This is a genomic window from Nocardioides sp. HB32, from assembly GCF_054058995.1.
In genome coordinates, this window is record NZ_JBSSBS010000001.1 from 3,868,513 (window position 1) to 3,888,076 (window position 19,564).

Annotated in this window: 17 protein-coding genes and 2 tRNA genes; 5 read left to right on the forward strand and 14 right to left on the reverse strand. The window is 71.5% G+C overall.

The genetic code is table 11. From position 1 onward, the window contains the following. Positions 1-15 precede the first annotated feature (15 nt). Complete coding sequence (locus tag ACVW2K_RS19460; RefSeq protein WP_457203626.1) at positions 16-1,071, forward strand: trans-sulfuration enzyme family protein; 1,056 nt, start codon at positions 16-18, stop codon at positions 1,069-1,071. 21 nt (positions 1,072-1,092) lie between these two features. Here ACVW2K_RS19460 and ACVW2K_RS19465 read toward each other — a convergent pair whose 3' ends face one another. Then, the gene (locus ACVW2K_RS19465; protein ID WP_028636167.1) at positions 1,093-2,106 is read right to left on the reverse strand and encodes an NAD(P)H-dependent glycerol-3-phosphate dehydrogenase; all 1,014 of its coding nucleotides are present in this window, start codon (positions 2,104-2,106) and stop codon (positions 1,093-1,095) included. Then, on the reverse strand, positions 2,103-2,867 hold the full coding sequence (locus ACVW2K_RS19470) for a lysophospholipid acyltransferase family protein (protein ID WP_457203627.1): 765 nt from the start codon (positions 2,865-2,867) through the stop codon (positions 2,103-2,105). Before ACVW2K_RS19470 ends, ACVW2K_RS19465 begins: the two co-directional genes overlap by 4 nt. A 41-nt stretch (positions 2,868-2,908) precedes the next feature. Here ACVW2K_RS19470 and cofC point away from each other — a divergent pair, with 41 nt between their 5' ends. Beyond that, positions 2,909-3,532 (forward strand): 2-phospho-L-lactate guanylyltransferase, encoded by a 624-nt coding sequence (gene cofC, locus ACVW2K_RS19475; protein ID WP_457203628.1) that lies wholly within the window; start codon positions 2,909-2,911, stop codon positions 3,530-3,532. A 67-nt stretch (positions 3,533-3,599) separates the two neighbouring features. On the opposite strand, the gene ACVW2K_RS19480 is transcribed toward cofC, so the two are convergent. From ACVW2K_RS19480 to leuC, 3 genes are all read right to left on the reverse strand, one after another. After that, positions 3,600-4,274, reverse strand: coding sequence for an HU family DNA-binding protein (locus ACVW2K_RS19480; RefSeq protein ID WP_457203629.1), 675 nt, complete (start codon positions 4,272-4,274; stop codon positions 3,600-3,602). 255 nt (positions 4,275-4,529) lie between these two features. Next, positions 4,530-5,138 (reverse strand): 3-isopropylmalate dehydratase small subunit, encoded by a 609-nt coding sequence (gene leuD / locus ACVW2K_RS19485; RefSeq protein ID WP_457203630.1) that lies wholly within the window; start codon positions 5,136-5,138, stop codon positions 4,530-4,532. A 1-nt stretch (position 5,139) separates the two neighbouring features. Further along, on the reverse strand, positions 5,140-6,555 hold the full coding sequence (leuC, locus tag ACVW2K_RS19490) for a 3-isopropylmalate dehydratase large subunit (protein WP_457203631.1): 1,416 nt from the start codon (positions 6,553-6,555) through the stop codon (positions 5,140-5,142). 90 nt (positions 6,556-6,645) lie between these two features. On the opposite strand from leuC, the gene ACVW2K_RS19495 reads away from it, so the two are divergent. Beyond that, positions 6,646-7,368 carry an IclR family transcriptional regulator gene (locus ACVW2K_RS19495; protein WP_028636173.1) on the forward strand — a complete coding sequence of 241 codons (723 nt, stop codon included), beginning with the start codon at positions 6,646-6,648 and terminating at the stop codon, positions 7,366-7,368. 411 nt (positions 7,369-7,779) lie between these two features. Here ACVW2K_RS19495 and ACVW2K_RS19500 read toward each other — a convergent pair whose 3' ends face one another. Both ACVW2K_RS19500 and ACVW2K_RS19505 read right to left on the reverse strand, forming a co-directional pair. Next, a complete protein-coding gene (locus ACVW2K_RS19500) occupies positions 7,780-8,259 on the reverse strand; it encodes a methylated-DNA--[protein]-cysteine S-methyltransferase (RefSeq protein WP_457203632.1) in 480 nt (159 codons plus the stop codon). A 1-nt stretch (position 8,260) separates the two neighbouring features. Next, positions 8,261-9,733, reverse strand: a complete 1,473-nt coding sequence (locus ACVW2K_RS19505) for an AlkA N-terminal domain-containing protein (protein ID WP_457203633.1) — start codon at positions 9,731-9,733, stop codon at positions 8,261-8,263. A 145-nt stretch (positions 9,734-9,878) separates the two neighbouring features. Between ACVW2K_RS19505 and ACVW2K_RS19510 the strand changes: the two genes are divergently transcribed. Beyond that, positions 9,879-10,967 (forward strand): LCP family protein, encoded by a 1,089-nt coding sequence (locus ACVW2K_RS19510; protein WP_457203634.1) that lies wholly within the window; start codon positions 9,879-9,881, stop codon positions 10,965-10,967. Positions 10,968-11,083: 116 nt separating this feature from the next. Continuing rightward, the gene (locus ACVW2K_RS19515) at positions 11,084-12,562 is read left to right on the forward strand and encodes an amidohydrolase family protein (RefSeq protein ID WP_457203635.1); all 1,479 of its coding nucleotides are present in this window, start codon (positions 11,084-11,086) and stop codon (positions 12,560-12,562) included. A gap of 186 nt (positions 12,563-12,748) precedes the next feature. Here ACVW2K_RS19515 and ACVW2K_RS19520 read toward each other — a convergent pair. The 7 genes from ACVW2K_RS19520 to ACVW2K_RS19550 form a co-directional block, all read right to left on the reverse strand. Next, a tRNA-Glu gene (locus ACVW2K_RS19520) sits at positions 12,749-12,821 on the reverse strand. A 96-nt stretch (positions 12,822-12,917) separates the two neighbouring features. Further along, positions 12,918-12,989 (reverse strand) — tRNA-Gln (locus tag ACVW2K_RS19525). A gap of 55 nt (positions 12,990-13,044) precedes the next feature. Next, the gene (locus ACVW2K_RS19530) at positions 13,045-13,935 is read right to left on the reverse strand and encodes a CPBP family intramembrane glutamic endopeptidase (RefSeq protein ID WP_457203636.1); all 891 of its coding nucleotides are present in this window, start codon (positions 13,933-13,935) and stop codon (positions 13,045-13,047) included. 87 nt (positions 13,936-14,022) lie between these two features. Beyond that, positions 14,023-15,483 (reverse strand): glutamate--tRNA ligase, encoded by a 1,461-nt coding sequence (gene gltX, locus ACVW2K_RS19535; RefSeq protein ID WP_457203637.1) that lies wholly within the window; start codon positions 15,481-15,483, stop codon positions 14,023-14,025. After that, a complete protein-coding gene (locus ACVW2K_RS19540; RefSeq protein ID WP_028636178.1) occupies positions 15,480-16,289 on the reverse strand; it encodes a fumarylacetoacetate hydrolase family protein in 810 nt (269 codons plus the stop codon). The genes gltX and ACVW2K_RS19540 overlap by 4 nt, the downstream gene beginning before the upstream one ends. Positions 16,290-16,316: 27 nt before the next feature. Beyond that, positions 16,317-18,659 carry a penicillin acylase family protein gene (locus ACVW2K_RS19545; RefSeq protein WP_457203638.1) on the reverse strand — a complete coding sequence of 781 codons (2,343 nt, stop codon included), beginning with the start codon at positions 18,657-18,659 and terminating at the stop codon, positions 16,317-16,319. A gap of 84 nt (positions 18,660-18,743) precedes the next feature. After that, positions 18,744-19,481, reverse strand: a complete 738-nt coding sequence (locus ACVW2K_RS19550) for a M15 family metallopeptidase (RefSeq protein ID WP_457203639.1) — start codon at positions 19,479-19,481, stop codon at positions 18,744-18,746. Positions 19,482-19,564: the final 83 nt, after the last annotated feature.

The following is a 19,564-nucleotide window of genomic DNA, read 5'->3' on the forward strand; positions in this document are numbered from 1 at the left end:
CCTACGCTCGGGTCCATGAAGCCCGCCACCGTCGCCGTGACCGCCGGACGCCCGCCGCACGAGGTGGACCAGCCGCTGAGCGAGCCGATCACGATGGCCTCCACGTACGTCGCAGGCGGTGAGCGGGAGTACGGCCGCTACGCCAACCCGACCTGGGCGGCGTTCGAGGAGGCCCTCGGCGCCCTCGAGGGCGGCCGGGCGCTGGCGTTCTCGTCCGGGATGGCCGCGGTGACGACCGTGCTCGACCTGGTCGGCCACGACGGCCTGGTGGTCGCGCCCGCCCACTCCTACACCGGCACCCTGCTCCAGCTCGGCGACCTGGAGAGCCGTGGCCGCGTCCGCACCCGGCTCGTGGACATCACCGACACCGAGGCCGTCGTCGCGGCGTGCGAGGACGCGGCGCTGGTGTGGTTCGAGTCGCCCACGAACCCCGCGCTCGAGGTCGCCGACATCCCCCGGATCGCCGCGGCCGCGCACGAGGCCGGGGCGTACGTCGTCGTCGACAACACCTTCGCCACTCCCCTGCTCCAGCAGCCCCTCGACCTCGGCGCGGACATCGTCGTGCACTCGGTGACGAAGTTCCTCGCCGGCCACAGCGACGTGCTGATGGGCGCGGTCGTGACGAACGACGACCAGCTGCACGGCGTGCTCAAGGGGCGGCGCGACCTGCTCGGGTCGACGCCGGGCACCCTCGAGGCGTGGCTCGCGCTGCGCGGCCTGCGCACCCTGCACCTGCGCGTCGAGCGGTCGCAGGCCAACGCCCAGGAGCTGGTACGCCGGCTGTCGACCCACCCCGCGATCGGCGAGGTCCGGTACCCCGGCTTCGGCGGGATCGTCTCGGTCGTGCTCGCCCAGGGTGCGATGGCCGCTGACCTTCTCGTGCACAAGACCAGCATCTGGGTGCACGCGACGTCCCTGGGCGGCGTGGAGTCGACGTTCGAGCGACGCCGGCGCTGGAAGGCCGAGCCCGCGACGATCCCGGACGGGCTCGTTCGCCTGTCCGTCGGCGTCGAGGACGTCGACGACCTGTGGGACGACCTGCGCGACGCCCTCTCCTCGCTGGTCGAGTAGCCGTCGCCGGCGCGGGCCTGCTCAGTCCGTCTCGGCCTTCGTCTCGCGCGCGATGAAGGCGTCCATCATCTCGGGGGCCGTCATCCGACCGGCGACGACCGCGTCGACGTGGTGCGCGATCGGCGCGTCCACGCCGGTCCGGTCGGCGAGCGCGAGCAGCGACGAGCAGGACTTCGCGCCTTCGGCGACCTGCCTGGTCGTCGCGAGGATCTCGTCGGTCGACATCCCCCGCCCGAGCTTCTCGCCGAACGTGCGGTTCCGGGACAGCGGTGACGAACAGGTGGCGACGAGGTCGCCGAGGCCGGCCAGGCCCATCAGCGTGAGGGGGTTCGCGCCGAGCGCGGTCGCGAGCCGGGCGGTCTCGGCCAGTCCGCGGGTGATCACCGACGCGGTGGTGTTGTCGCCGAAGCCCAGGCCGACGGCCATGCCGACCGCGAGGCCCACGACGTTCTTGTACGCGCCGCCGAGCTCGCAGCCGAGCACGTCCGGGCTGGTGTAGGGCCGGAAGGCCGGCGAGTGGATCCGGCGCTGGATCTGCCGGGCGACGTCCTCGTCGGCGCAGGCGACGACCGACGCGGCGGGCTCACGCTTCGCGATCTCCTTGGCCAGGTTCGGCCCGCTGATCACCGCGATCCGCTCCGGTCCGGCTCCGGTGACCTCGCCGATGACCTGGCTCATCCGGTCCAGGGTGCCGAGCTCGACGCCCTTCATCAGCGAGACGAGCACCGAGCCCGGCTCGACGTACGGCGCCCACTCGGTGAGATTCCCGCGCAGCGACTGCGACGGCGTGGCGAAGACGACCAGGTCGGCTCCGTGCGCGGCCTTCTCGACGTCGTGCGTCGCCGATACCTGCGGCGGCAGCTCGATGCCCGGGAGGTAGTCGGCGTTCTCGCGGCGCTCGTTGATCGCCTCCGCCACCTCCTCGCGGCGTGCCCAGACGGTGACGTCGTTGCCGGCGTCCGCGAGCACGATCGAGAACGCCGTGCCCCAGGATCCCGCGCCGAAGATCGCGACCTTGCCGTGGGATCCGCTCACTTCTTCCCCTCGCGCTTGTTCGGGTTGCCGATCTGCCGGACGCCAGCCTTCTTCATGTCGAAGCGCTCGCCGGGTGCGGGCTCGCCGCGCACGTCGGCGACCAGCGCCGTGATCGCGTCCATGATCCGGTCGGTCGCTTCCTGGATGACCGCGACCGTCCGAGGCTCCCGATCCGCGAGGTCGCCGAGGTCGACCGGCTTGCCGACCTTCATCGTCACGAGCTTGCGCGGGAACAGGTCGGGCCTCTTCGCGTACGGCGCGAGCAGCTGCTGCGCGCCCCACTGGCCGACGGGGACCACGGGGCAACCGGTCTCGAGGGCGATCCGCGCTGCCCCGGACTTCCCGGTCATCGGCCAGCCGTCCGGGTCGCGGGTGATGGTGCCCTCGGGGTAGACGACCACGCACTTGCCCTCGTGCACGGCCTGCACCGCAGCGTCGAAGGCGCCGACCGCGTTCTTGCTCAACCGCTCGACGGGGATCTGGCCGGCGGCGCGGAAGAAGGCTCCCAATGCCTTGTTCTTGAACAACCCGGACTTCGCGAGGTAGTGCGGCAACCGGCCGTGGTCGTAGACGAGGTGGGCGGCGGTCAGCGGGTCGACGTGCGACACGTGGTTGAGCACGATGATGCAGCCGCCGGTGGCGGGGATGTTCTCGCCGTCGATCCAGTCGTGCCGCGTGGTCGAGAGCAGGGCCGCCCGGACGATGGGCTCCGCGAGCCGCCACGCCCAGCTCTTCTTCTCCTGCATCCGTCGAACGACCACGTGCGCAGGCTACTCGGTCGACACCTGACAGGATCGGCGTGATGCCCGTGTCTTCGCAGCCTCCCCAGTACGTCGTCCTCGTGCCCGTCAAGCCGCCGGCGGTCGGCAAGTCCCGTCTGTCCGGGATCGCGACCGCGGACCGGCGCGCCCTCGCCGAGGCGTTCGCGGTGGACACGGTGGCGGCCTGCGTCGCGGCCGCGTCCGTGGCAGAGGTGCTGGTCGTCACCGACGATGCGCGATTCTCCGCACGGCTGACCGGGCTCGGCACCTCGGCGATCCCGGACGGCGTCGCCGGCGACCTCAACGGGACCCTGCGTCTGGCCGCGGCCGAGGCACACCGACGCTGGCCGGACCTGCGCCCGGTCGCGCTCTGCGCCGACCTGCCTGCGCTGCGGCCCGCCGACCTCGACGAGGTACTCGGGCGGGTCGGACCGCACCCGGCGTTCGTCCCGGACGCCGCCGGCGTCGGGACCACGCTCTACGTCGCCGGACATGACGAGTTCACTCCTCGTTTCGGGCCGGGTTCGCGTGCGGCCCACCTGGACTCCGGTGCCCGGGAGCTCACGGGCGCCGCGCCGTCTGTGCGCCGCGACGTCGACGACCTGGCCGATCTGGACGACGCGATCTCGCTCGGCGTCGGCCGGGCCACCAGAGCCCTGACCTGACGCGAGCAGCACGACGGGCCGCCACCCGCGAGGGTGACGGCCCGTGTGCCGTGGATCCGGACCGGGGTCAGGACTTCTTGGCGGTCTTCTTGGCCGGCGCCTTCTTGGCGGGTGCCTTCTTGGCAGCCGACTTCGCCGGCGCCTTCTTCGCAGGTGCCTTCTTGGCCGTCGTGGTCTTCTTCGCAGGTGCCTTCTTGGCCGGAGCCGTCTTCTTGGCAGGTGCCTTCTTCGCCGGTGCCTTCTTGGCCGTCGTGGTCGTCTTCGCCGGGGCCTTCTTGGCGGGGGCCGTCTTCTTGGCCGGTGCCGCCTTCTTCGCCGGCGCCTTCTTGGCCGCGGTCTTCGCGGTCGTGGTCTTCTTTGCCGGCGTTGCCTTCTTCGCTGCGGCAGCAGCCGCCTTCCGCGCCGGCCCCGTCGCCTTCTTGGCGGCCGCCGGGCCTGCGGAGAGCGTCAGCTTCGGCAGCTTCTTCGCACCCGAGACGACGTTCTTGAGGTCGGCTCCAGCGGTGAACTTCGGCACCGCGGTCTTCTTCGCCTTGATCCGCGCCCCGGTCTGCGGGTTGCGCACCCAGCGCGCCTCGCGGACGCGCTTCTCGAACGACCCGAAGCCGGTGATGGCGACCTTCTCACCCTTCGCGACCTCGCGGGTGATCGTGTCCAGAACGGACTCGAGGGCGTGCGAGGCAGCCTTCTTGTTCCCCTCGAAACGCGACGAGAGAGCGTCGATGAACTCAGACTTGTTCACTGTCTTCCCTTCCAATGAACGACAAGTGGTCGAGCCCGTGCTCGACTAACTTCCTCGCACGCTAGGTAAACGCGCCCGTACTCACAATCACCTGAGCCGCGTTTCTTGAAGTGTTTTTCGAGCGCCGAAGTGCGCAGAACCCTGTCAGCAGAGGGACTTTCGGCTGATTTCGCGCCCCTGGAGCCGATGGTTCTCGAAGTGGAAAGAGGGCGAATCCCCTGTGCCTGTTGGGGATTCGCCCTCTGCGAGGATAATTCAGCCGGCGTGCTGGGTCACCGGTTTCCAGCTCGGCCGCCGCGCTTCGTAGCTGGTGATCTCGTTCTCGTGCCCGAGTGTGATGCCGATGTCGTCGAGGCCTTCGAGCAGGCGCCAACGCGTGTAGTCGTCGATGTCGAAGGAGTCCTCGATGGCGTCCGGGCCGTCACCGGCACGCACGGTGCGTGACTCCAGGTCGACGGTGACGGTCGCACCCGGGTTGGTCTCGAGGTGGTCCCACAGTCGCTGCACGACCTTCTCGTCGACGCGACCCGCGAGCAGCCCGGCCTTGCCCGAGTTGCCGCGGAAGATGTCACCGAAGCGCGGCGAGAGCACGGCCTTGAAGCCATAGTTCTGCAGCGCCCACACCGCGTGCTCCCGCGAGGAGCCGGTGCCGAAGTTGGGGCCGGCGACCAGCACCGAGCCCGCGGCGTACGCCGGCTGGTTCAGGACGAACGCCGGATCGTTGCGCCAGGCCGCGAACAGCCCGTCCTCGAAGCCGGTGCGCGTGACCCGCTTGAGGTACTCGGCCGGGATGATCTGGTCGGTGTCGACGTCGCTGCGCCGCAGCGGCACGCCGACGCCGGTGTGCGTCGTGAACTTCTCCATCTCAGTTGCTCCCCACGAGTTCCAGGTCGGCGGGCGAGGACAGCGTGCCGCGGACCGCGGTCGCCGCCGCGACCGGGACCGACACCAGGTGGGTGCGGCCGCCCTTGCCCTGCCGGCCCTCGAAGTTGCGGTTGGACGTCGATGCGCTGCGCTCGCCGGGTGAGAGCGTGTCGGCGTTCATGCCGAGACACATGGAGCAACCGGCGCCGCGCCACTCGGCACCCGCCTCCTTGAAGACGAGGTCGAGCCCCTCGGCCTCGGCCTCCAGCCGCACCCGGGCCGAGCCGGGGACGACGAGCATGCGGGTGCCGTCGGCGACCTTGTGGCCCTTGATCACCGCGGCCGCGGTGCGCAGGTCCTCGATCCGGCCGTTCGTGCACGAGCCGACGAAGACGGTGTCGACGTGGACCTCGCGCAGCGGGGTGCCGGCCGCGAGATCCATGTAGCGCAAGGCGTTCTCGGCGGCGACCCGGTCGGTCTCCTCCTCGAAGTCACCCGGCGCCGGCACGGTGCCGCCCAGGGGCGCGCCCTGTCCGGGGTTGGTGCCCCACGTCACCCACGGGGTCACCTCGGCTGCGTCGATCACGATCTCGTGGTCGAACTCGGCGTCGTCGTCGGTGCGCAGGCTCCGCCAGTGCTCGACGGCGGCATCCCACTCGGCACCCTTCGGGGCCTCCGGGCGGCCCTTCAGGTAGGCGAAGGTGACGTCGTCGGGCGCGATCAGGCCGGCCTTGGCGCCCCACTCGATGCTCATGTTGCAGACGGTCATCCGGCCCTCCATGGAGAGCTCCTCGATCGCCGCGCCGCGGTACTCGACGATGTAGCCCTGGCCACCGCCGGTGCCGGTCCGGGTGATCAGGTACAGGATCAGGTCCTTCGAGGTGACGCCCTCGGGCAGCGAGCCGTTCACGGTCACGGCCATCGTCCTCGGCCGGGCCTGCGGCAGCGTCTGGGTGGCGAGCACGTGCTCGACCTCCGACGTACCGATGCCGAACGCGATCGCGCCGAACGCGCCGTGCGTCGCCGTGTGCGAGTCCCCGCAGACGATGGTCATGCCGGGCTGGGTGAGGCCGAGCTGCGGTCCGACGACGTGCACGATGCCCTGCTCGACGTCGCCCAGCGGGTGGAGGCGGACGCCGAACTCCGCGCAGTTGGTGCGGAGCGTCTCGACCTGGGTGCGGGAGACGGGGTCCGCGATCGGCTTGTCCCAGTCGACGGTCGGGACGTTGTGGTCCTCGGTGGCGATCGTGAGGTCCGGCCGGCGTACCTGCCGGCCCGCGAGCCGGAGGCCGTCGAACGCCTGCGGCGAGGTGACCTCGTGGATGAGGTGGAGGTCGATGAAGAGGAGGTCGGGCTCCCCCTCGACCGACCGGACGACGTGCTCGTCCCAGACCTTCTCTGACAGGGTCTTGCCCATCCAGCTCTCTCCCTCACGTCCGCGTTTCGCCGTGCTAGGTCACAGACCTTACCGCTTGCATCCCATGATCTGAGACGTCAGTATTGCCATATGGACAACTCCAGTGGCGTCGGCGTCCTCGACAAGGCCGCCCTCGTGCTCACCGCCCTCGAGTCGGGACCGGCCACCCTCGCCGGCCTGGTCGCCGGCACCGGCCTGGCCCGCCCGACCGCGCACCGACTGGCCGTCGCGCTCGAGCACCACCGCCTCGTCGCGCGCGACATGCAGGGCCGCTTCGTGCTCGGCCCCCGACTGTCCGAGCTGTCCGCCGCCGCCGGAGAGGACCGGTTGCTCGCCACGGCAGGGCCGGTGCTCGCGCGGCTGCGCGACATCACCGGCGAGTCCGCGCAGCTGTGGCGCCGCCAGGGCGAGCACCGCGTGTGCGTCGCCGCGGCCGAGCGACCCTCCGGCCTGCGCGACACGATCCCGGTCGGGTCGCAGCTCACCATGCGGGCCGGGTCGGCCGCCCAGGTGCTGCTCGCGTGGGAGGACCCGGAGCGCATGCACCGCGGACTCCAGAACGCCGCCTTCTCGGCCGCCGCCCTCTCCGGCATCCGCCGCCGTGGCTGGGCGCAGTCGGTCGGCGAGCGCGAGCAGGGTGTCGCCTCGGTGTCCGCACCCGTCCGCTCCCCCGGCGGCAAGATCATCGCCGCCGTCTCCGTCTCCGGCCCGCTGGAGCGCCTGTCGCGGCAGCCCGGTCGCATGCACGCGCCCGCCGTGCTGGCCGCCGCCGAGCGGCTCAGCGAGTCCTTGCGGCGCGCCGCAGCGGAGTGAGCTGCCTCGGCGCGAGCTTGCTCGCGCCGAGATCAGCAGCCAGGTCGAGTAGCCGCGCGAGCGAGGAACGAGCTCGCGACCGGCGTATCGAGACTGAGCTGCCTCGGCGCGAGCTTGCTCGCGCCGAGATCAGCAGCCAGGTCGAGTAGCCGCGCGAGCGAGGAACGAGCTCGCGACCGGCGTATCGAGACTGAGCTGCCCCAGCCCGAGCGTGCGAGGGCTGCGATGCAGCAGCCAGGTCGAGTAGCCGCGCGAGCGAGGAACGAGCTCGCGCCGAGATAGGAGCCTCCTTGGTAACCCGAATGGCAACGACGGGTCTCGATACACGCCGTCGCGCCCTCCTCGGTCGGTCGCGGGCGCTACTCGACCTGGCGCCCGCGTCTCGCCCGAGCATGCTCGGGCGAGGGGCGCTCAGAACAAGGCATCCTGCTCGAGGGTGAGCAGGAGCTGCTTGCGGTCGAGGCCGCCGGCGTACCCGGTGAGCGTGCCGTTCGCGCCGATCACCCGGTGGCACGGGATCACGATCGGGATCGGGTTGCGGCCGTTGGCCAGTCCGACCGCGCGGGACGCGGCGTTCGTCATGCCGAGCCGGTGCGCGATCTCGCCGTACGACGCTGTCTCGCCCCATCCGATGCCGAGCAGCTCCGCCCACACGCGCTTCTGGAACGCGCTGCCCTCGGGAGCGAGAGGCAGGTCGAACTCCTTGAGGTCGCGGTCGAAGTAGGCCGTCAGCTGTCGCGTGGCCTCGACGAGCACGGGATGCGCGTCGTCACGGTCGCCGCGCGGACGACCGTCCGGGTCGCGGAACGGCGTGAACTCGATGGCGGTGATCGCACCGCCCTGCTCCACGAGCCGCAGCGGCCCGATCGGGGACTCCATCACGGTCCACATGTCATTTCTCCTTGTCCGAGGGGTCGAGGCTCTGCCAGAGGTGCAGCTGTGCGTAGGAGCGCCAGGGCGCCCAACCCGCGCTGAGCTGGGTCGCCGTCGCGGGGTCGCGGCCGAGGCCGACGAGCGCGTCGCGGACGCCGACGTCGGTCGGGAGGAAGACGTCGGGGTGGCCGAGCGCGCGCAGTGCGATGTAGTCGGCCGTCCACGGGCCGATGCCCGGGATGTCCAGGAGCCGCCGGCGCACGTCGTCGCGGTCCGGGCCGCGGTCGAGCGCCAGCTCGCCACCCGCCAGTGCGGCGCAGAGCGCCACGAGTGCGCGTCCGCGGGCGCGCGGCATCGGCAGGCCCTCGGGGTCGAGTGCGGCCAGCGTCGCGGCATCCGGGAAGAGGTGGGTCAGACCGTCGACCGGCTGCGGAAGTGGGCGGCCGTGCTCGGCCACCAGCCGGGCGGCGACCGTGCGCGCGCCGGCGACGCTGACCTGCTGGCCCAGCACCGCGCGGACGGCGATCTCGTGCCCGTCGACGTGGCCGGGGACGCGCAGGCCGGGGTTGGCCCGGACCAGCGGGCCGATCACGGGGTCGCCGGCGAACGCGTCGGCGACGGCCAACGGGTCACAGTCCGCGTCGAGCATGCGGCGCACCCGCTCCGTCGCCGCAGTGGTGTCGCGCAGGTCCTCCAGCGTGAACCTCGCGGTCGCGAACGCCGTCAGCCCGGGCTCCTCGACGTCGGGGACCTCGAGCCGGACCGTCCCGGTCCCGTGCGGAAGGGACAGGGTGCGCGCGTACCAGACCGGGCCGGCCGCCTCGACGCCCGGCACCGCCCGTGTGGCGAGGAACGCCAGCAGGGCGCTGCCGAGGTACGGCGTGCGCACGGCCAGTCGCATCGTCACGGTGCCCGTGGCGGGCCGGCCGCCGCGCCGGCCGCGGAGGTCGGTCGGCGACGAGGCGTACACCTCGCGGATCGTGTCGTTGAACTGTCGGACGCTGGAGAAGCCCGAGGCGAACGCGATGTCGGCGTAGGTCAGCTCGGTGGTCTCGATGAGCACCCGCGCGGTCTGCGCCCGCCTGGCGCGCGCGAGAGCAAGGGGTCCGGCGCCGAGCTCGGAGGTGAGGATCCGGGTGAGGTGGCGGGGTGTGTAGCCGACCCGGCGGGCCAGGCCCTCGACGCCGTCGCGGTCGACGACCCCGTCCGCGATCAGCCGCATCGCCCGGCCGGCCGCCGTGGCGGCGACGTCCCAGTCGGGACTGCCGGGCGTCGCGTCGGGCAGGCAGCGCTTGCAGGCGCGGTAACCAGCGGCTTGGGCGGACGCGGCGCTCGGGTGGAAGGAGACGTTCTGGAACGCCGGTGTGCGCGCCGGGCAGGACGGACGGCAGTAGATGCCGGTCGTCCGGACCGCGGTGTAGAAGACGCCGTCGAAGCGTCGATCCCGCGACTTCACCGCTCGGTAGCAGGACTCCGGGTCGATGCTGGTCATGACCCCATCCTGACCGACGCCACCGACACACTCTGGCGGAAATCGGACACGGCCGCGAGCCTAGCCCGTCTCTCACCCCTGGGGGGTGTGGTGGAGCCCTCTAGGGTTGACGGAGGATCTCGGGCATCCGGAGAGGAACTCGACCTTGCCCCAGGATCGACCGAGCGCCAAGCCGCGGCACCGCCTGGCGGTGCTGCGCGTGATCGTCGTCGCCGAGCTCGTGGTGGCGCTGCTGACCGGGGCGGGCGTGGTGTTCGCGTACAACCACGTCGACAAGAAGATCGACACCGGGGCCCCGATCGAGCACCTCAAGACCCGGAAGGCGCCACTGCCGTCGGGCGAGCTCAACATCCTGCTGATGGGCACCGACTCCCGCGACTGCGCCGGGTGCGACATCGACAACGAGGCGGGCGAGGGCGGGTCGGACACCACCATCCTGCTGCACATCGCGGACGGCCGGCGCTCGGCGTACGGCATCTCGATCCCGCGCGATGCGCTCGTGGACCGGCCGACCTGCAAGGCCCCGGACGGCACGTCGGTCCCCGCCGCGTCCGACGTCCCGTGGAACGTGGCGTACACCGTCGGCGGCGCGGCCTGCACGGCTCGCCAGGTCGAGGCGGTCACCGGGGTCTTCGTCGACTCCTACATCACGGTGAACTTCGGCGGCTTCAAGGACATGGTGGACGCGATCAACGGCGTCGAGGTCTGCATCCCCCAGCCCGTCGACGACAGCGTCGCGCACATCCACTTCGACGCCGGCACCCAGAAGCTCGACGGCGACCGGGCGCTGCAGTACGTCCGCGAGCGGCACTCGACCGCGAACTCCGACCTCGGCCGGATGAAGCGCCAGCAGGCGTTCATCGCCTCGATGATCAACAAGGTGATGTCCGCCAACACGCTGACCCGACCGGACCGGCTGTACCGGTTCGCGAGCAGCCTCGCGGGCTCCCTGCAGGCGAGCCCCGACCTCGCCAGTGCCGGCAAGCTGGTGCAGCTCGCGGCATCGCTGCGGCACACCGACCTCGGCCACATCAAGTTCGTCACCGTGCCCACCACGGACTTCCCGATCGGCGACCCGAACTGGGGCCGGCTCCAGCTGGCACCCGCCGCGCAGGAGCTCTGGAAGAAGGTCCGGGACGACGAACCGCTCGGCAAGCTCGGCAAGGGCGCCGTGACCGGGAAGAACCCCAACGGCGGCAAGGCCACGGCCTTCGAGAACGGGCTGTGCGCCTAACCGGAACCAGCCGGACCCAGCCGGCACCGGTCGTCGTCCGATCCGACCAGCGGCCACCCACCGGCCTGTGCGGCCCGCCAAGCCGGCCCGCGCCATCGCGCGCCACAATCGTCGCCATGACGACGACGATCCTGCGGGGCGGCCAGGTCATCGATCCCGCGGCGGCCACGCAGACGGTGGCCGACGTCGTCGTCCGGGACGGCACCGTCACGGAGATCTCGACCGTCCCCGTCCTGGACGCCGGCGCGACGGTCGTCGACGTCAGCGGCCTCGTCGTCGGTCCCGGCTTCGTCGATCTGCACAGCCACGTGCACTCGATCGCCGGCCAGCGCCTGCAGGCCTTCGACGGCGTGACCACCAACCTCGACCTCGAGGCCGGGCTGATGCCCCTTGACCGGGCGTACGCCGAGGCCGCGGCCGCCGGACGGGTGCTGAACTACGGGTTCTCCGCCTCGTGGGCCGACGCCCGCGGGCAGGTCCTGGCCGGGGTGGTCCCCACGGCACGCTTCGACGCCTCGACGGACCTCCTCGGCAACCCCGAGTGGCAGCGGACGTCCTCCCCCGCCGAGCTGGCGGCGTGGCTGGAGCTGCTGGAGCGCGAGCTCGCCGCCGGCGCCCTCGGGATCGGCGTACTGATCGGCTACGCACCTCGCTCGGACCCGGCGGAGTACGTCGCGGTCGCGCGACTCGCCGCGTCCGCCGGGGCTCCCACCTTCACCCACGTCCGAGAGCTGGTGGAGGCCGAGCCGACCACGCCGGTCGACGGGTCGAGGGAGGTCGCGATCGCCGCCGCCGAGACCGGCGCCGCGATGCACCACTGCCACGTGAACAGCACGTCGCGCCGCCACGTCGACCGCGTGCTGGGCACCCTGGACGAGGCCCGCGCTGCCGGGTCCCGGGTCACCGTCGAGGCCTACCCCTACGGCATGGGCAGCACCAGCGTCGGGGCCTTCTTCCTCGCGCCCGACCGCCTGTCCGCCTGGGGCCTGACCCCCTCGAGCATCGTGATGCTCGGGACCGGCGAGCGGATCGCCGACGCACGCCGCCTGGCCGAGGTCCGTGAGCTCGATCCGGGCGCCACCTGCGTGATCGAGTTCCTCGACGAGCGGGACGAGGCGGACCGGGAGCTGCTCCGGCGCGCCCTCGCGTTCCCGGACGCGATCGTCGCCAGCGACGCCATGCCGCTGGAGTGGCCGGACCACCGCCACGACACCCGCGAGTGGCCGCTGCCGCCGGGAGCGTCCACCCACCCGCGCACGGCCGGGACGTTCGCCCGCAGCCTGCGGCTGATGGTGCGCGAGCACGCCCTGTGGACCTGGACCGAGGCGTTCCGTCGCTGCTCCTACCTGCCGGCCCGGGTCCTCGACGACGTGGCGCCCGCGATGCGGAGCAAGGGGCGCCTCGCACCCGGTGCCGACGCCGACCTGGTCGTGCTCGACCCGGGGGCGGTCACGGACCGGGCGACCGTCTCGGACCCGACCCGCCCCTCGCACGGCGTGCGGCACCTGATGGTCGGCGGCACGTTCGTGATCCGCGACGGCGCGCTCGACCTCGCCGCCTACCCCGGCCGCGCGGTGCGCGGCGAGCCGCGCTGACCGTACTGGCGATCTCCCGTCGAGTGACGGCAACTGGCTGCTTTTCCGGCTGATCTGCAGCCAGTTCACGTCACTCGACGATCCATGGCCGACCGCTGCCTGTGAACGCGCGCGCCCCGCCGTACGGCGCGGCACGCCAGCACGCAGAAAGGCCCCGATCCGTGGGACCGGGGCCTTGTGCCTGTGTACCCCCGACCGGATTCGAACCGGCGCTACCGCCTTGAGAGGGCGGCGTGCTAGGCCGCTACACAACGGGGGCATGTCGCCCAGCTGATGACTCAGCGAGCAACCTGCGAAACTCTAGCGAAAGCCGGAGTTCGCACAAAATCTCGGCCCCTCAGGACCGCGATCTTCGCTGGGATACTAGGACTCGAACCTAGACTAACTGGACCAGAACCAGTCGTGCTGCCAATTACACCATATCCCACTGACTTACTAGTTCATGCCCTCTCCGCCGAGGCGGTCGGGCACGGTGGAGAACACTACACGCGACCTCTCCGGGCCACCAAAACGCCCGGCCCTGCTGGGGTTTCGGTCATGTTCCGCAGCCGGATCCGGCGCGCCACCCACAGCACCAGGGCGAGGTACACGAGCGACTGGGTGAGGGTCACGGGGATCGTCCACCAGCTGCCGCCGACGGGATTCAGGGTCGAGGCCATGTCGCCGAACGCGAGCGCGAGGCCGAACGCGAGCCAGTTGTTGAGCACGTGCATCGCGATGCCCGCCTCGAGCCCTCCGGTGAGGACGACGAGCAGGCCGGCGACGATGCCGAACGCGAACCGGTCGAAGAACACCGGCGGGCTCTGGGCGCCGTGCGCCGCCGCGAACAGCAGCGCTGGGAACAGCACCGCCGCCCACGGGCGCCCGCCCCAGCTGCCGAACAGGTTGCCCATCGCCTGGGTGAGGTAGCCGCGGAACGCGTACTCCTCCCCCGCGGCCTGCAGCGGCGTGAGCAGGACGACCACGAGCAGGAAGTTCCGCGTGGTCGACGTGAAGTCGTTGAGGTGACCGCTGACCTCGGCACTGTCCGCGGACGAGGGCACCAAGGCGGACACGAGCAGCGTGGCGAACAGCGACACGAAGGACAGCCCGAAGCAGATCAGCAGCCAGCGCCAGCGGATCCGCGGGACCACCGATGCCAGCCATCCGGGCCGCAGCCCGTGCAGCACCCGGGTGATCGCCCAGGTCACCGGGATCGCAGAGGCGAGGGCGAGGTTCAGGTACGCCAGCCCGAGCGGCGTCGGGTCGTCGAGCTCGAGCAGCCGGTCGAGCCCGTCCCCGACGTCCCTGCCGGCGAGCGCGAGCCCGATCGCGAACGGGATCTGCACCAGCACCGGAGCGACCACGACGAAGCAGGCGATGAGGGCGAGCACGCCGACGATCGGTCGCCAGGCACCTGGCCGACCACCACGCTGGATCAGCGGGTACGACAGGCCCTCGGCCGCTTCCCCGGGCCATGGTCAGGACAGCGCGCTCTGCAGCCGGCCGAGGCTGCGCTCGCGACCGAGCAGCTCCATCGACTCGAACAGCGGCGGCGAGACCCGGCGACCGGTGACCGCGACGCGAACGGGTCCGAACGCGTTGCGCGGCTTCAGGCCCAGCTCGTCGACGAGCCTGGCCTGGAGCGCCTCCTGGATGGCGGCGGTGGACCAGGCCGACAGCCCCGAGAGGACGTCGTACGACGCCCGCACGACCGCCTTGCCGTCGTCGTCCAGCAGCTTCTCGGCGTCGGCGGGGTCGACCGCGAAGTCGGCGTCGGCGACGAACAGGAAGCCGAGCATGTCGACGGCCTCGGTGAGCTTGTTGATCCGCTCGGCCACCAGCGGCATCGCCTGCTCGAGCAGCTGCGCGTCCGCGTCGTCGACCGGGTCCGACACGACGCCGCCGGCCTTGAGGAACGGCAGCACGCGGTCGGTCATCTCCTCTACCGACAGCAGCCGCATGTGGGCGGAGTTGATGGCGTCGGCCTTCTTGAGGTCGAAGCGGGCCGGGTTCGGGTTCACGTCGGCGATCTCGAACGCCTCGACCATCTCCTCGAGCGAGAAGACGTCGCGGTCGGCGGCGATCGCCCAGCCCAGCAGGGCCAGGTAGTTGAGCAGCCCCTCGGGCAGGAAGCCCTGGTCGCGGTACGCCAGCGCGTGCGCCTCGGGGTCGCGCTTGGAGAGCTTCTTGTTCCCCTCGCCCATGACGTACGGCAGGTGGCCGAACTCCGGCGTCACCTTGGCGATGCCGAGCTCCTTGAGCGCGTCGTACAGCGCGAGCTGGCGCGGGGTGCTGGAGAGCAGGTCCTCGCCCCGGAGCACGTGGGTGATCTCCATGTAGGCGTCGTCGACGGGGTTGACCAGCGTGTAGAGCGGGTCGCCGTTCGCGCGGCAGAGCGCGTAGTCGGGGACGAACCGCGCCTCGAACGTCACCTCCCCGCGGACCAGGTCGTTCCAGCCGATCGAGCCGTCGGGCATCCGGAACCGCACGACCGGCCGGCGCCCCTCGGCCTCGAACGCCGCGCGCTGCTCGGCGGAGAGGTCGCGGCAGAAGCCGTCGTACCCCATCACCTTCGAGCCGGAGGCCTTGCGTCGCGCCTCGATCTCGTCGTTGGTGCAGAAGCAGTCGTAGGTGTACGACGAGGCGGCCAGCCGCTCGAGTGCGTCGCGGTAGAGGTCGCCGCGCTCGCTCTGGAAGTACGGCGCGTGCGGACCGCCGACCTCCGGGCCCTCGTCCCAGTCGAGGCCGAGCCAGCGCATCAGGTCGATGATCGCGGCGTACGACTCCTGGGTGCTGCGCTCCTTGTCGGTGTCCTCGATGCGCATCACGAGCGTGCCGCCGGCGTGCCGCGCGAAGGCCCAGTTGAAGAGGGCGGTGCGGACCAGGCCGACGTGGGGACTCCCGGTGGGGCTGGGAGCCATGCGGACGCGGACAGTCATCGGGAAGCCACCTTGTTCGTGAGGGTGCCGAGGCCGGCGATCGAGACCTCGACCTCGTCACCGACCTCCATGGGACCGACACCCTCGGGGGTGCCGGTGAGGATGACGTCGCCGGGCAGCAGCGTCATCACGCTGGAGACGTGCGCGATCAGCGTCGGGATGTCGAAGATCAGGTCCGCCGTGCTGCCGTCCTGCTTGAGCTCGCCGTTGAGGTGCGTCTGGACCTGCCTGCCCTCGGCGAAGGCCTGCGGGTCCAGGTCGGTCTCGATCCACGGCCCGAGCGGGCAGAACGAGTCGAAGCCCTTGGCCCGCGTGAACTGCACGTCGCTCTTCTGCAGGTCCCGCGCGGTGACGTCGTTCCCGATCGTGTAGCCGTGGATCACGTCGGTGGCCTGCTCCGGGGGTACGTCGCGGCAGATCCGGCCGATCACGACGGCGAGCTCGCCCTCGTAGTGGAGGTTCCGCGTCTGCGGCGGGTAGAAGATCGGGTCGCCCGGGCCGACCACGCTGGTGTTCGGCTTGAGGAACATCAGCGGCTCGGCCGGCACGTCGCTGCCCATCTCGGCGGCGTGGGCGGCGTAGTTGCGCCCGATGCCGACCACCTTGCTGCGCGGCAGCACCGGCGCGAGCAGCCGCACGTCCTCGAGCCGGTGCTCCTGGTCGAGCAGCTTCACGCCGACGTACAGGGGATCGCCGGCCAGCGCGACGACGATGCTGTCGGGGTCCGGCTGGCCGAACTGGTCGAGCTCGCCCGTGACCACGCCGTACATCGGGTCCTCGCCGGTGGTGAATCTCGCGATGCGCACCGGACGAGCCTATCGAGCGAGCGTTGGTCAGCCTCCGGTGAGGTGCAGCGTCGTGATCAGCTGGGCCTTGATCTGGGCCGGCGTCCAGGGGAACCGCACCCAGCGCTCGTTCGAGAACATCCGGGTCTGGTCGTCCGACCACGGTGACGCGGGGTCCTCGTACTGGCTGTAGGTGAGGATCGTGCGCGCCTCGATGCCGGTCTTCCCGCGGAACGCGACCGCCTGGATGTACGACGAGCCGCGCGTGGCCGGGTCGAGGATCGCGTCGCCGATCGTGCTGCTGACCGCGTTGGCGTCGCCGGACAGGTCGCCGAGGCCGCCTCCGAGCGGCCAGCCCGCGGAGCCCCGGTCGCCGGAGCGGTGCAGCTCGCCGTACGTCTCGGACAGGTCGTAGCCCCGGTCGGTGACCCGCGTGATCGCGGCCGTCATGGCGTCGACCACGTCCTGCGAGGTCGACAGCGTGCGCGGTGTGGTCAGCGGGTGGTCCTTGTCGAACGGCACGGCCCACAGGCTGACCTTGCGCGAGCTCGCGATCGAGACGAACTCCTCGAAGATCGCGGCGCCGGCGTTCGACGTCGGGTCGGAGTGGCCGTCCCAGTCGTGGAGGACCTGGCAGGCCGTCGTCAGGCCGGTGGCGTCGCACACGTCGTCGAGCCGGCCACCGGCGCGGGCCACCTCGGCGGCGTACACACGGTTGGCGTACTCGTGCGACCGCAGCGTCTTCGGGGTCTCCTTGCCCTTCCTCAGCTGGTCGCGGACGTAGGACATGACGACCTTGGTGCGCATCGTGCGCTGGCAGTCCTCGCAGCCGATGATCCGGGGATAGCCGGTCAGCTGGACCTTGTCGTTCGGCATCCAGTAGGAGTCGTTGGCGTTCATCACCCAGTCGCGGCGGAAGACCTCGGGCAGCTGCTTCGGCCCGAAGATGCCGGGACGCTCGGCGTCCGCGTCGCTGCCCCACCGACAGCTGGTCTCGGCGCGGGTGCCGTCGAGGCCGGGGAGCCCGGCGGCCGCGAAGATCAGCCCGCCGGCCGAGGTCATGCAGCGGCTGGCCATCGCGTTGGTGACGTTCGGGGTGACCGCGTGGTCGGCGTACAGGACCTCACCGGTGCGGTCCGCGGCGATGGTGTTCACCCACGGCATGCCACCGCCGTTGTCCTGGCGGTGGAGCAGGTCGTGGACGTTCTTCGCCATGTTCATCGAGAGGAACGTGTCGAAGGTGCGCAGGTGCTCTGCGTTGGCGTCGCGGAACGCCCAGACGCTGTCCTTGGTCCAGCCCATGAAGAGGCTGGGCGCGTTGAGGACGTAGCCCTCCGAGGTCCGCCAGAGCGTCCGGGTCACGGTCTCCACGCCGTCGTCGGTCAGGACCGGGACCTGCACGTCGCGTCGGTCGAGCTCGGCGGTGCCGCCGTCGGCGGTCCGGTAGCTCGTCGGCGTGCCGGCGGTGCGGTACTGGTACGGCGTGAAGCGGTAGCCCGTCGAGACCGTGTGGCTCCAGGCGACGTCCTTGTTGAAGCCGATGTTGATCGCCGGGAAGCCGGTGAGCGCGCCGCCGGCGACGTCGAGCTTGCCGGGCACGGTCAGGTGCATCTGGGTGAAGCGGTAGCGCCCCAACCACGGGAAGTGCGGGTTGCCGAGGATCATCCCGCTGCGGGTCGAGGTGTCGCCGCCGCCGACCGCCGTGGCGTTCGAGCCGAACTGGTCGTCGGTGCCGAACGCCGCGCGCAGCGCGGCGCGGGTCGGCCTCGGTGCCGGCCTGGTCGGGCCGGTCGGAGGCGTCGCGGTGGTGACCTGGGGCAGCAGCTGGGTCGTCGACGAGATCAGCTGCGCGAGGTAGAAGGCGTACCAGACGTCCGTCGTCGTGACGTTCGGCTGGATCCAGTCGTCGTCCGCGCACGCGGGGTCGGTGACCTGGTGGTCCGTCAGCCAGTCGTTGATGCCGGCGGTCTCCGCGACGACCATCGCCTTGGCGCGCTCGCTCGGGCCCGCGACCGGGTCCGTGAGGAGCTTCTCGACCACCTGGCGGTCGTGGATGTCGCGCACCAGCGTGTCCCACTGCAGGTTCGTGCCGGAGCCGCCGACGTTGTCCTTGTAGACGGCGTCCGGGCCGTCGTACAGGGATCGTTCGCCGCGCGCGGTCAGCAGGGTGTCCATCAGGTTGCAGGTCGCCTCGGCCGTGGTGATCCACCCGGCGCCGTACGCCATGCCCTCGAACGTGTCGGACGTGATGTGCGGGATGCCGTGCTCGGTGATCCGGATCGTCACGTCGTACGGCGCGGTGCGCTCGCCCGGGGGCGACGCGGCGTGGGCCGTGGTGACGGCCGCGGTCGCGGGGGTGAGCAGGAGCAGGGTGGCCAGGGCGATTCGCACGGCCCGAGTGTGGCGGTGGCGATACGGAGGATGCACGACCGGAACCTACTGGTCTCGTCCGGCTCTTGACGCGGATTCAGTGGATCAGCTGCGGTAGTCCCCGCCCGCGACGCCGAAGAACTCCTCGAGGGTGGTGGTGTGCGTGCGCCGGAGCTCCGCGGCCAGCGCGCGGCCGACGTACCGGAGGTGCCACGGCTCGGGCGAGTACCCGGTGACCGCGGCCGTCCCGGGGCCGTACCGCAGCACGAAGCCGAATCGCCAGGCGTCGCGGGCGAGCCAACGCCCGCCCGGCGTGCTGGCGAAGCAGGCCTCGAAGTCGCAGGCCGGACTGGCGGGAGTGACGAGGTCGACGGCCAGGCCGGTCTGGTGCTCGCTGTAGCCGGGGCGGGCGGACACCCGGTCGGCCTCCTCCCGGCCGTCAGCGGCGACGAGGTCCCCGTAGACGCCCTCCTGGTAGCCGAAGGACCGGAGCGCACTGGCGATCTTGAGGCCCAGCCCCTGCCGGTCGCTCGCGGCGAGGAGGGCGGTGAGCGGACCGGCGGCCGGCGTCGCCACCTGGTAGCCGCGGACCAGCGTGATCGCCGGCTCGTAGTCCAGCGGGTGGATCGGGTGTGACTTGTTCACGATCACCCACATGCTCGCGGGGTCGGTGGTCGAGTGCGCGGTCCGGTCGAACTCGTGGCGCGGCGCGCTCGTGGTGCGGACCGCCGCCGCGGTCGTGTCGACCGGGTCCGGGCCGGGAGCGGCCGCGGGTGGGCCCTGGGCGCTGCACGCCGTACCGATCAGGGCGGCCACGACCGCCAGCGCCGTTCTCGTCCTCACGTCTGGTTGACGGGGGCGGACGGATCGGAGGTTGCATGCAACCCTTCGAGGAGCGACACCGGTCAGGGGGGTGAGAGGAGGCC

Bases quoted from the DNA above. Each gene is read 5' to 3' on its own strand.
- ACVW2K_RS19460 (WP_457203626.1), top strand. From the start codon at position 16: ATGAAGCCCGCCACCGTCGCCGTGACCGCCGGACGCCCGCCGCACGAG.
- cofC (WP_457203628.1), top strand. From the start codon at position 2,909: ATGCCCGTGTCTTCGCAGCCTCCCCAGTACGTCGTCCTCGTGCCCGTC.
- leuD (WP_457203630.1), bottom strand. From the start codon at position 5,138: ATGGAGAAGTTCACGACGCACACCGGCGTCGGCGTGCCGCTGCGGCGC.
- leuC (WP_457203631.1), bottom strand. From the start codon at position 6,555: ATGGGCAAGACCCTGTCAGAGAAGGTCTGGGACGAGCACGTCGTCCGG.
- ACVW2K_RS19495 (WP_028636173.1), top strand. From the start codon at position 6,646: ATGGACAACTCCAGTGGCGTCGGCGTCCTCGACAAGGCCGCCCTCGTG.
- ACVW2K_RS19500 (WP_457203632.1), bottom strand. From the start codon at position 8,259: ATGTGGACCGTGATGGAGTCCCCGATCGGGCCGCTGCGGCTCGTGGAG.
- ACVW2K_RS19505 (WP_457203633.1), bottom strand. From the start codon at position 9,733: ATGACCAGCATCGACCCGGAGTCCTGCTACCGAGCGGTGAAGTCGCGG.
- ACVW2K_RS19515 (WP_457203635.1), top strand. From the start codon at position 11,084: ATGACGACGACGATCCTGCGGGGCGGCCAGGTCATCGATCCCGCGGCG.
- gltX (WP_457203637.1), bottom strand. From the start codon at position 15,483: ATGACTGTCCGCGTCCGCATGGCTCCCAGCCCCACCGGGAGTCCCCAC.